We start from the raw sequence: 11,259 nt of genomic DNA on the forward strand, positions 1-11,259 counted from the left end.
CTCCGCGCCATATTTGCGAGCCAGCCACAGCGCGACATCCTTTGCGGAGGCCGACATGCGCAAGCGCCCATACAGCACTACTTTGACCGTTTCAGGCACCTTGAGCCATAACTGGCCGCACATCAGCACACCGGCAAGATCCGAAGAGCCAATACCTGTGGCAAACGCATTGACAGCGCCGTAAGAAGTACTGTGCGAGTCTGCGCCAACGAGCAAAAGCCCGGGGCGTGCAGCACCTGTTTCCAGAATCAGCTGATGGCCAATACCCTCGGCCTCATCAAAGACCCTCACGCCGTAAGCGAGCGCATAGGCGCGTGCCCGCGCCTGCAAGGCTTGAGCCTTGGCGCCAGAGCTGCTCCCATAGTGATCCAGCGCGAAAACAAGGCGGTCAGGATGACGCGGTGCTGCGTTGCCCGGACGCATGCGTTCAAGGTAGTCCAAGGCCATGGGAATGGAGCCGTCCGTGCCCATGGCCACGTCTGGCGAACAAATTGCGAGCTCGCCAGCGCGCAAGGGTCGGCCAGCGGCGCGCGACAGTATCTTCTCAGACAAAGTGCGGCCTCTCAAGGCGCTTTCCTGAAGGGGGTGATCTTGCAGCGCATTTGTGTTCGCGGGCTTGGAAGTATCGTTTTTTAACATCGGAAAAGCGATTATGAAAGCCTATGGAAAAAATAAAAAGTGATTTAAATGCATTCAAATGCATGAAAAATATTCTTTTATTTGACGAATTGTTTTAGGGAATACCCGTAGTCGAATGACGACTTGCATTACGTCGTCAATTTCACGCCAAAGTAAATTTCGAGCAGACCTGCAGCCCGAAGCAGTGACGACATGACGCTGGGTGGAGTCTTGATGATTCGAAATAAAGATGAATATTTATCATATTTATTCAGTAAGTTAACTCTTATTTCGGCGCCATCGTTCTGCTAACGTCGTTGGGCGCATTGCGTGCATTGCACCCAACATGAACACCGCCAGAGCGCCAGCGCGTGATGTCGATGTTCGCCAAATCTTCACAATTAATGAATATCCGATGACAGTAAAAATTTCTACAGAATGGCCCGCTGGCTACCGCATCAATCCCCGCATCAGCCATATTGCCCCCGACGATGTTGCAGCCTTTCGCGAGATACCTGTGGCAGTTGCAGGCGACTGCATGGGCCGAAGCATCGGCGCTATGGGTCTTCGCTGTTACAACAGCGATATCAAAACCGTGCTTTGTGGGCCGGCAATAACTGTGCGCGTGCGCCCCGGCGATAACTTGATGATCCACAAGGCCATGCTGATGGCTAAGCCCGGCGACGTGATCGTTATCGACGGCGGCGGTGACTTGACGCAGGCCTTGGTCGGCGGCCTGATGCGCACGACCGCCTTGGCGCGTCAACTGGGCGGGTTCGTGATTGACGGAGCAATACGCGATTTGGTCGAGTGGGCCGAAGACGGCATCGCGATTTTCGCACGCGGCCATACCCATCGCGGTCCGAGCAAAGTAGGCCCCGGTGAAATTAACATCACGATCGCCTGTGCAGGTCTGGCCGTGCAGCCGGGCGACCTGATACTTGGCGATGCGGATGGTGTCATTGCGGTGCCTGCCGCCGATGTCGCTGGCCTGCTTCCCAAGGCGCGCGCTCACCTTGACAAAGAGGCGCTGATCCGCGCTGACAATGAACGAGGCACAGCAGACCCCGAACGGTTCGACGCTGTACTGCGCGATAAGGGCTTGCCTCTTTAGCCCATTTCGTTATACACAACTTTAGCAAAATCCCTCCCTAGCAAAAAGGGGAAGGAAAACGATGGGCTGGGCAGGCACAGAATTCGAAACGATAGAGTTGGATGATGTGCGGCGCAACAAAAGAGCTATTCGGCTGGTGGAGTGCCTGAAGCGCTCAACCCATGGCGAGCGCGCCACAAGCCTGTGGGGACTGGGCCGCAACCATGGCTGCGTACCGATTCTTCGGCAACGAGGTGGTCCTTTGAGCAGTGCCTGATCTTTGAATTCAGGGGCGTGATGTGAATGAGGTTTTCTGTGCATGAAATGTCGCTCCGGTACGGACAACCCGCGGAAAGTCAGAGGCGGCAACTAGTCCGACACGGGGGGCCCCAATCCCCGTACCAATTTAAATTCCAGAACTCCGAAGTTTGCAAGATTAACTGATCCCTGTATCAATCTTGCCGTTTTGCTTTGAATCGCCAGTTAACCTGGCGATTCAAAGCGGCGAACGTTGCAGGCGGTATACGACCACAACTGCTGTGGGGTCTGGTTTCGTTGTAATCGATTCTTCACGTGGCAATGGCCTGGCGGGCCTGCTCCAACGATTCAAACCACTTCTCATCCAGACACTCATCGCGGAAGGTTCCGTTGGGGCTTTCGATGTAGGCGTTTTGCGTGGGGCTGCCAGGCTCGACCAGGATGTGTTTGATGCTGTGCTTTTGTGTCCAGGTCATAAATGCCCTGAAAGTGAATTCCGGTCCGTTGTCGGTCCGGACCACTTTTGGGTAGCCACGAAACGTAGCCGCCCGGTCAACAGACGGGTGACTGCTTAAAAACAAGGCATTACAGGACTTTCGATCTGGCCATGGCCAAAGGTCAACAGCAACAGCCAACAATTTATACTGGATAAAACAACAGTCTTTGTATTTTCATGTCACTCGTCACTCTAGATCTCGCCATCCCCATCCTGCTGGCGCATGCTCCTGTCTGGGTTAACGCCCTGCCGTGCCGGGTGGCAGCGGGCTTTCCGTCGCCAGCGGAAGACCATGCCGTCAAGCGGCTAGACCTGATGGAGCAACTGATCAAGCACCCGCAGGCCACTTTCCTGCTGCGCGTGCGCGGCGAATCCATGAAAGATGCCGGGATCTTCGACAATGACGTGGTCCTCGTGGACCGGGCCATCAATCCGCGCTCAGGTCATGTGGTCGTTGCCGTGGTCGATGGCGAGTTCGTCTGCAAGACGCTGTGGCAGCGGGCAGGACGCATGAAACTCAAAGCGGCCAACCCGACCTTTGCCGACATCAGTCCCAGGGATGGTCAGACCGTTGAAATCTGGGGCGTTGTGGTCGCCGCTATAAAACAGTTACGGACCTGATCCATGCATATCCCTGCCCGACGCCGTCCCGAGTTTGAGCAGGCTCGGCACTATGACTACCCCGCCCACCTGCGGGACGCTATCGTCGATCTGCCGTCCGCACCTGGGGTCTACGTCTTTCATGGCGAGGAAGGCGATCGGCCGCTCTACATTGGCAAAAGTGTCAACCTGCGCAGTCGGGTTCTGTCGCACCTGCGAAATCCCGACGAAACCAGCCTACTGCGCCAAACCCGCAGGATCACCCACATCTGCACTGCGGGTGAGATTGGCGCGCTCCTGCTCGAAGCCAACCTGATCAAGCAGCAGCAACCCTTGCTGAACCAGAAACTGAGGCGCAGCCAGCAACTATGTTCCCTGCGTGTTCAAAACGGGCTACCCGAAGTGGTCTACTCCAACGATATCAACTTTGCAACCGAGCCGTCTCTGTACGGCCTGTTCAGCAGCCGGCATTCCGCGCTTGAAGAGTTGCGCAATCTCGCCGACTTGAACCAACTGTGCTACGGCGCCCTGGGACTAGAAAAGTTCAAGCCGGGCCGCGCCTGTTTTCGCGCCATGATCCATCTGTGCGGCGGGGTCTGCCGGGGCGATGAAAGCCAGGATGCTCATCGCAGCCGCCTGTTCACCAGTCTGGATGGCTTACGTGTGGCCTGCTGGCCTTACCCAGGGGCCATTGGCCTGATCGAGCGGAATGAGGGCGACTGCCAGATCCATGTGATCCGCAATTGGTGCTACCTCGGCAGCGTCAGGGATCAGGCCAGGGCGATAGAGCTTGACGTGGTGGCGTCGGGTTTTGATGCAGATGGCTACAAGATCCTGTGCAAGCCGATTCTGAGCGGCAGTGCCGAGATCATCCTGCTTTGAGCAGGTGAATTGGCAAGGAGAGACAGAAAGCCATGTACGCCTTGGTCGATGGAAATAACTTCTATGTGAGCTGCGAGCGGGTGTTCCGCCCCAGCCTCAACGGCCGGCCGGTCATCGTGCTGTCAAACAACGACGGCTGCGCCATTGCCCGGTCCAATGAAGCCAAGGCCTTAGGGGTAAAGATGGGCGCCCCCTGGTTTCAGATCAAGCAGCTTGCGGACAGCGAGGGACTGGTGGCTCTGTCGGCCAACTTTGCCCTGTCTGGGGACCTCAGCGACCGCATGATGAGCTTGGCCGCCGGTCTGGGACCGGGGCAAGAAATTTATTGTATTGATGAATCCTTCATTGACCTGAGGGGTGTCCGTGGCGACCTGGTAGAGCGCAGCCACAAAATCCGCGCCCGCATTCTGCAATGGGTCGGCATTCCTTGCGGCATCGGTATCGGACCCACGAAGACCCTGGCCAAGCTGGCCAACCATATCGCAAAGACCGCCGAGCGCAAGCCCGGCAGCTACCCGCTTGCCATGCTCAGGTCTGCAATCTGGGGGAACTCAACCAGACAGAACTCCATGCCTTGCTGGCCGGCACTGAAGTGAACGAAGTCTGGGGTGTCGGGCGGCGCATTGGCGCGCAGCTTCAGGAAGCGGGCGTCAAGACTATCCTCGACCTGGTGAAACTGGACCCGGCGACCGTGAAGCGGCGCTGGTCCGTGGTGCTGGAGCGCACCGTGCGGGAACTGCAGGGAACCCCCTGTCTCGGATTCGATGACCAGCCCGCTCCCAAACAGGAAATTGCCTGCACCCGCTCATTTGGTCATCCCGTGACTGATCTGGCGGATCTGAATGAAGCCATCACCGAGTTCGCCAGCCGGGCCTCGGAGAAGCTGCGAAAGCAGAACATCCACGCAGGCCAAGTGCTGGTCTTCATCAGGACCAGTCCTTTCCGTCAGCAAGACAAACAGTATTCCCGTTCCACGGTGGTTCCGCTGCGCCGTCCGACCGATGACAGCCGGGCTATCTGCCAGGCAGCACTGATGGGTCTTGCCAGCATCTATCAGCCGGGCTACCGCTATGCCACGGCGGGGGTAATGCTCCTGGCCCTGAGCGATGCCAATTTTGAGCAGTATGAATTAACACTGGAGGATGACGCGGCCTGGCTGCGTGAAGCCGAAGGCCCCCGGCTGATGCATGCGCTCGATGCCGTGAACAAGCGCTATGCGCGCGGCTCCCTCTTGCTGGCCAGCGCGGGGCTGGCCGGGGATCGACGGATATGGGGCATGAAACAGGAACGCAAGACGCCGGGCTACACAACCTGTTGGGCGGATATGCCTATCGTCCGGGCGTGAGGCGGATCAGGTCCAAATCCGCTGGAACCGGTCAGTAATATCGCCCTAAATCAGCGCTTTCAGCTCGCTGGTGACGCCGCTCAGCATGGCATATTCTTTCTCCTGCATAATGCGGCACCTCAGCGTGCTACCTCGCAAATTCCGGTCAACAAAAGCATTGCTTCAGTCAAACTCGTGCCCTCCCCCCACTAGATGAAAAAAAAAGAAAACTTTCCCGCGCTCTCGCACCCGGAACAAAACCCACCTGATCTACACCCTGCTTGCCCTGGTGCTTGGCCTGTCCTGCCATTCCTGCACCGACCTCCCCGCACAGCGGGTGCAATCCGCTGAAATCAGCCTGGAGAGATTTGCCAAGGACTTGAGTACAGCGCTGCGCCAGCGCGCAGCTGCGTCAGCCACCACCACTACCACTGACCAGGAGAATTCGTCAGAGACTGTGGCGCGCCGTGGTAACACTGCCCCTGATTTCTCGGCCTGCTCTCAGTTTTTTGCCAACCGCAATCCACCCCTGGTTAGCCATCGGCCCACTGACCGTGCACTGTGCTGCGACGCCTTTGCCATCCAGCACTCGGGTGAAAGCAAAACCGCCGTGTTTGTCGCGGAAAGGCTCAACAAGGCATCCATAGCCGATGCCAATGAAAAGCGCACCAACAGGTTTTTCCCCGAAGCAAGGCTTCGCTCGGCCTAACGGGCCACCCTGGATGACTAGAAGGACAGCGGTTTTGATCGAGGTCACATGGCTCCGGCTGGCGATATGCCGACCGCGCAGGCGATGGCCCAGAGTTTTTCACTGGCAAACATGGTGCCTCAAGCGCCAGAACATAACCGGGGCGTCTGGGCGAAGTCGGTCGAGATGGCGACACGAAAATATGCGGCACGAGCGACTGGCAACGTTTATGTCATTACCGGGCCTGCTTTTGTGTCTGGCATCGCCCGAAGCCAGAGCATTGGTCCGGGTCAGGTGCGAGTATCTGCGACTTCGCACACTGCCCGCCGAACCGGCCCAAGTGCACAGAGCGCATAGGGGCCGTGTAGTGCGTGCAGGAGGCGACGGTGGAAGCCCTGGCCGGGATGTTCCACATACAACGCTGAGCGCTTGGCCCTTGAGCGTGCGCACCAAGAGCGCTGGGACAGCCTACTTTCACCCCAGATCATGAATCTATGCCCATACCGATACCATGGTTTTCCTTAAGTTGACATCTTATGTAACAAAAATTACACTAAAACTTCGGAGCGTTTATAAAAAAATGTTCACGAGTTCTGGTCAGTGATTCATGTGCAACGAAAGTTCTAAAGGTAACAAATGAAAGCTCAAAAGTTTACATTGGCCATATTGGGGGCAGCAGCGCTGACCATCAGTCAGGCTGCATTCGCTTTGGCCTCGGAGGCTTCAGACTTAACTACCCTTTCGGCCATAAGTCAGCCAATGAGCGAGCAAGAACAACGAACATATGCAGGACGCTTGCCATGGGATGTCGAGCACCGAGTTGAAACTGCGATTGATATCGCTGCCCATGAATATGTAAGGGTAACGTTAACAGTGCAAAATGATGCAAACATAGGCCACTATGCCTATCCCGCAAAGGCCATCACCGCTGTACTTGGGAGTGTGGGCTATTTTTGTGGAGGTGCTAACAATGCAGCCACCTGCGCCTCTGGTATGGGATTAACATTCGTCACTCACCTGGTATCTGTCGCGGCAGAAGCGAGCGCCACAAGGCTTTCCGCAGCCCAGGGCCTTAGTGCCAGACAGACAATCGGGGTTATTGCTGCCACAGAAGTCGCCGTGCGTGGTGCCCAGGCTGCTTTGTGGACATATGAAATTAAAAAAATAGTGGCTGACGCTCAACAGGGAGTTACAGATCACCCGAATTACGTACCCGACCGATGCGCAAATGAAACTTTCCGCGCTGCCCAGAACGCGGCCCTTCACCCGGGGCGTAGATAGAACGGCAATTTGCATTTTCTCAGGCTCTCTGACATCACTTGTTGATGGAGTTTAAGATTGATCTCTATATTTGCACCGCAAGGTCAAATATAGATCTGGATTTGGTTGATGATGACAAAAAGAATATGCGCTTGGATTATTCCATTTTTACAAGTAGACCTTATTCTCATCGCGTTCTTCTTTAGCCACAACGCTGCGGCAGTAGTTTCCGAGGTAATCACTGCACAAGAGGCTGCAGATCTCCTAAGAATAGAACTAAAGAGTTTTGAATTGCTGATGGGAACTCAAAGTTTTCCCTGTAGATCAATCGGAACGCTTAGCCAAATAAGATGTAACCGTTCCGCGTTGCTGAGCTGGCTCAAAGAAGGACCGTCCCAACATGTCGATGTGAATTTAGCAGCGCAAAGACCCAAAAACTTACCCTTGGTGGCAATGTCCGAACTCAGGCCCTTGAGTAATAATGAAGCTCAAGAGGTTAGAGGCAAAGGAAACGAGCCTACAACACAAGGCTCTCCACTTGAAGATAAAACGCAAGGCATTGAACCAGCATTAAAAGAAGGCCGGCTGATCCGATCGGATATTCCTGTTCTGAAGCCCGCTCGCTCGACCACTGTTGCTTTCAACTATGGATTTTCATCTGTCGACCAGACAGTACCTGGGCTTGGGCTGGGTTCCGACCTTACAAGAACGAACAGTGCTGGATTGACCGTCACTCGAGCGCTGACGGATACTTTCAGTGCTTTTGCAAGTGCCGGGGGTGGCAGAAGCTTTCGTAGAGTAGAGGACACCCTGTCAGTCGTACCTGAAGAGTCCAATGCATCAAGCCGATCGTTGACACTTGGTTTTAACTATGAATTACCAATATTTAAATCGAATGGATCCCCAAGAACCATCCTCTCGGCCAGTATTCAGCCCAAGACTTCATATTCGCCTACAACCTATAAGTCCACGCTAACTCTCACGAAAGACTATGACCCCGCCACCCTGTTTGGCTCGGTTGGCATGCGATATGATCAGGCTCGACAATCTGGTGGTTTTGAGGTGCCTTCATCGCTGTCGATGACACTTGGCGCCGGTGGTGCATTGGCTGTAAATGACCAACTCACTCTCAGTGCGTCTTACAACCTCACGTACGCCACGGATAGAGCATACTATGACGGATTGCAGCAACTCAGATACAGCAGCTCCATCAGTCCAAGCGCTACGCTGGTGGTAGGCAAGAGTTCCGTTGTCTACCTGAATTTAAATTTCCCTCTTGCATCATTCAGTGCGAATCAAAGCTTCGGCTTGGGCTACCAGTATTCGTTTTAAATGCCATGGTCCCCCGCTGTATTTGCACTTTTGCACTTTGTCTTGTCGTATGCGTATCTTTGCTTAAAAGTACCGACACGGCAGCAGCAGACTTTCAGTTAGGAACGTTGACCCTCAAACCAGCTGCAAGGTCAATGAAGGACCTCAAATATGCAGGGGTTGTGAATCAGTCTCTCGATTACACTTGCGGCCCCGCTGCACTGGCAACACTGATGACCTCTTTGGGAACACCAGTATCAGAATCTGACGTGCTTGAGCATTTGCTAACCGATATCGGTGCTGACGATCTGACGCTCAGGTATGTAAAACGCCAAGGATTCTCTTTGCTCGACCTCAAAAAAGAAGCCGAGCGGGCAGGCTTTGCAGCTAACGCGTTCATGATATCTTTTGAAGTATTGAGTAGTCTGAAAAACCCTGCTGTTATTTTTTTACATGAGGAAGATTCAGAACATTTTTCAGTATTACGCGGGGTGGATGGGTATGGAAAAATTCATCTGGCAGACCCCTATTTTGGAAATGTAGTCTGGAGCCAGAGCCGTTTTATAAAAGCATGGACGAAAAATGGTAAGGGCGTTGTGCTGGTAGCTGAGAAGATTGCCACACAGGAAAATCCAAGAATCGTCAATTCTTTAAAACTTGACAAAGCCATTCCTGAAGTGAATTTGCGGTTAACGGCCATTGAATTGCTTTTAATTGCGCAGCAAACAAAATGATGCTGATATTTGTAGAGGTACAAGTTGTATCCGCAATGCCTTTTAAAACTGATCAGATAAGTGCTGGCTGACCAATGTGGCTTTTGCGGATGCCGCATGCTGCGATCCAATAGCCCATTCAGTCAGCTATGGTCGACGTCTCAATTCCCGTCATATCCGTGCCAGCTTGCTGCGGAATAGGCGGAAACTCAGGCGACGTGTTTTGCTGCACGGCAGGCACCGCGCCCGCTTCGGCCGCCTGAGCCGGGATGTTCATACCTGCCGTTTGCGCAGGCATCGGATAGTTGGGGTCAATGCCGCCAGGATTCGGTCGCTGGTAGCCAGCGCTCTGCATCACTTTGTCGGCGATCGGCGCGATCATGGGCATCTGCGCGACCTGGGCCCCCGCCTGCATGGCACTGAAAGCACTCTGCACGCCGATATTCACGGCTTCGCGCATCATCTTCTCCACCTGCGCTTCGCCCAGCCGCTCCTTGATGTCCAGTTCACGCGATTTCAGGTCGTGCCCAGCGTCCTTGAGCGCCTGCTCGACCTGCGCCTTGATCTGCTCGGGTGTCTGCGTCCCGCCGCCAGCCACGCCGCGAATGGCGTCGACCAACTCCTTCTTGAAGGGAATGTCCATCAGGCTGGCCATGAACGGCAGGACCACCGCCTGGTATTCGGGCGGCAGGCTCTTGACTGCTTCGGACAGCGCATTGAGCTGCTGGCCGCGGTAGCTGTTGGTGCTTGGAACGTCTTCCAGCGCCACCTTCATGCGCGTGCGCTGCACATCGTTAGACAGGTAGGGGATGCAGGCGGCGCGCCTTGGACTGCATGCCGGTGGGATGGTCCGAGACCCGAATGGCTGCCCACAGTCGGAATCGATCCCGGCCCGCCTTTCTCAGTTCACTTTCACACTTCCCGCGTAGCGACACCGGCACAGCAAAGCGTGACCTGGTGCTTAGCAGCGGACCCGGATTGTCGGGGTGAGAGACAACTGAGGCCCATGCGCCAAGACAAACAAGCATGGAAATCAAGCCGCTCCCGCGTGGGATTAGCGGCTTGTGTGACTCTAGCTGGAACCGGCCTGCCGGGATATGCCAGTGCCAGCCGATTGGAAACAGTCGGCAAACCAGAGCTTTACGTGCAGGGCTGCGGTTTTAACAAGGAGAAAACAATGAAATGTGTTTGCGCTCAATGGGGCGCAAAGTTTGAACGCGCACCCGGAGCGGTGAATAGATCGGCAGCGGCTAACGGCCCACTCTACTGCACTAGAGCATGCGCAGGAATGGCCCGAAGAATCCCGGATCTGTCAGAGATTGACCGAAAAGTAGGTAAAGCGGCCTATGACTGGCAAAGACTGTGTGGCGGTCAAGTTATTTCGGACACATTAATAGGTGGGTTGAGTTGCCGATTTATGCTCGAAGGCATTGGGTGACAAGTTGCCCAGTTTGGAGTGCAATCGCACGGCGTTGTAGAAGTTGACGATGTAGTCAGCCACGTCATGGATGCCAAACCCGCAGATTAAGTTCTACGCTCTCGCCAACACGATGCCGCTAGATCATTCCTAGCCCATTCATTTGAACGTATTACAAAATGCGTTCATAGAAGATCAGCACTGAAGGAAGTGCGACCCAGCCCGTTCACTCGGGCTTTTTTACGCCTATTTTTATGGAGTATCTATGCCCATCAGCACCTGGAGCCAAGACTTAGCGCGCGGGCTGGCTCACCCCGAATCAGTTGCAGCACGTCAGATGCGCCTTGCAATATCGCGCACCGCCGCACAGCAGCGCGAAGACGATTTTGAATGTGCGCTCAAGCTGTTGCGTCAATCAGTGCGGACGGCCGGCCACGTAGTTCAAGTGCCGCTCGCTATATCGAGCGCGCTCAAGCCGATGCCCGGCAGTTTTCTGGACAAAACGCAAAAGCAGGTTGTCGGAGTAGTCAACGAAATTTAAGACGGGGAGCAATGATGAATCCAGTTACCAAAGTCGCCGCGATATTGCTTGCCGCCAT

Annotated in this window: 11 protein-coding genes and 4 pseudogenes; 11 read left to right on the top strand and 4 right to left on the bottom strand. The window is 54.9% G+C overall.

Going from position 1 to position 11,259, the window contains the following annotated elements:
- Positions 1 to 552: aconitase family protein (locus tag HHJ19_RS00135; protein WP_296903010.1), on the bottom strand; the 552-nt coding region annotated here is incomplete at its 3' end.
- Positions 553 to 964: 412 nt separating this feature from the next.
- Here HHJ19_RS00135 and HHJ19_RS00140 point away from each other — a divergent pair.
- The 3 genes and pseudogenes from HHJ19_RS00140 to HHJ19_RS00150 all read left to right on the top strand — a co-directional run bounded on the left by HHJ19_RS00140 (position 965) and on the right by HHJ19_RS00150 (position 1,977).
- On the top strand, positions 965 to 1,732 hold the full coding sequence (locus HHJ19_RS00140; RefSeq protein ID WP_296903011.1) for an RraA family protein: 768 nt from the start codon (positions 965 to 967) through the stop codon (positions 1,730 to 1,732).
- 61 nt (positions 1,733 to 1,793) lie between these two features.
- Positions 1,794 to 1,844, top strand: a pseudogene (locus tag HHJ19_RS00145) (hypothetical protein); the annotation flags it as partial.
- Between the two features lie 49 nt (positions 1,845 to 1,893).
- Entirely contained in the window at positions 1,894 to 1,977 is an 84-nt protein-coding gene (locus HHJ19_RS00150; protein WP_296903024.1) for a transposase DNA-binding-containing protein, read from the top strand.
- 186 nt (positions 1,978 to 2,163) lie between these two features.
- On the opposite strand, the pseudogene HHJ19_RS00155 reads toward HHJ19_RS00150, so the two are convergent.
- Positions 2,164 to 2,526 (bottom strand): annotated as a pseudogene (locus HHJ19_RS00155) (integrase core domain-containing protein); the annotation flags it as partial.
- Positions 2,527 to 2,642: 116 nt separating this feature from the next.
- Between HHJ19_RS00155 and HHJ19_RS00160 the strand changes: the two are divergent.
- The 7 genes and pseudogenes from HHJ19_RS00160 to HHJ19_RS00190 all read left to right on the top strand — a co-directional run bounded on the left by HHJ19_RS00160 (position 2,643) and on the right by HHJ19_RS00190 (position 9,264).
- Complete coding sequence (locus HHJ19_RS00160) at positions 2,643 to 3,086, top strand: LexA family transcriptional regulator (protein ID WP_296903013.1); 444 nt, start codon at positions 2,643 to 2,645, stop codon at positions 3,084 to 3,086.
- Between the two features lie 3 nt (positions 3,087 to 3,089).
- Positions 3,090 to 3,947 carry an excinuclease Cho gene (gene cho / locus HHJ19_RS00165; protein WP_296903014.1) on the top strand — a complete coding sequence of 286 codons (858 nt, stop codon included), beginning with the start codon at positions 3,090 to 3,092 and terminating at the stop codon, positions 3,945 to 3,947.
- 32 nt (positions 3,948 to 3,979) lie between these two features.
- Positions 3,980 to 5,292: pseudogene (locus HHJ19_RS00170) on the top strand (Y-family DNA polymerase).
- Positions 5,293 to 5,728: 436 nt separating this feature from the next.
- A pseudogene (locus HHJ19_RS00175) lies at positions 5,729 to 6,262 on the top strand (DNA/RNA non-specific endonuclease); the annotation flags it as partial.
- A gap of 333 nt (positions 6,263 to 6,595) precedes the next feature.
- On the top strand, positions 6,596 to 7,240 hold the full coding sequence (locus tag HHJ19_RS00180; RefSeq protein WP_296903016.1) for a hypothetical protein: 645 nt from the start codon (positions 6,596 to 6,598) through the stop codon (positions 7,238 to 7,240).
- Positions 7,241 to 7,348: 108 nt separating this feature from the next.
- A complete protein-coding gene (locus HHJ19_RS00185) occupies positions 7,349 to 8,551 on the top strand; it encodes a hypothetical protein (RefSeq protein ID WP_296903018.1) in 1,203 nt (400 codons plus the stop codon).
- Between the two features lie 134 nt (positions 8,552 to 8,685).
- A complete protein-coding gene (locus tag HHJ19_RS00190; RefSeq protein ID WP_296903019.1) occupies positions 8,686 to 9,264 on the top strand; it encodes a cysteine peptidase family C39 domain-containing protein in 579 nt (192 codons plus the stop codon).
- Positions 9,265 to 9,382: 118 nt separating this feature from the next.
- On the opposite strand, the gene HHJ19_RS00195 is transcribed toward HHJ19_RS00190, so the two are convergent.
- The gene (locus HHJ19_RS00195) at positions 9,383 to 10,033 is read right to left on the bottom strand and encodes a hypothetical protein (protein ID WP_296903020.1); all 651 of its coding nucleotides are present in this window, start codon (positions 10,031 to 10,033) and stop codon (positions 9,383 to 9,385) included.
- A gap of 600 nt (positions 10,034 to 10,633) precedes the next feature.
- Complete coding sequence (locus HHJ19_RS17965) at positions 10,634 to 10,744, bottom strand: IS3 family transposase (RefSeq protein WP_366929366.1); 111 nt, start codon at positions 10,742 to 10,744, stop codon at positions 10,634 to 10,636.
- 181 nt (positions 10,745 to 10,925) lie between these two features.
- Between HHJ19_RS17965 and HHJ19_RS00200 the strand changes: the two genes are divergently transcribed.
- Positions 10,926 to 11,201: a hypothetical protein gene (locus tag HHJ19_RS00200; RefSeq protein ID WP_296903022.1), complete on the top strand. Its 276-nt coding sequence runs from the start codon at positions 10,926 to 10,928 to the stop codon at positions 11,199 to 11,201.
- Positions 11,202 to 11,259: the final 58 nt, after the last annotated feature.

The sequence above is a fragment of the Polaromonas sp. genome (assembly GCF_012927415.1).
Classification (GTDB): domain Bacteria; phylum Pseudomonadota; class Gammaproteobacteria; order Burkholderiales; family Burkholderiaceae_C; genus Polaromonas.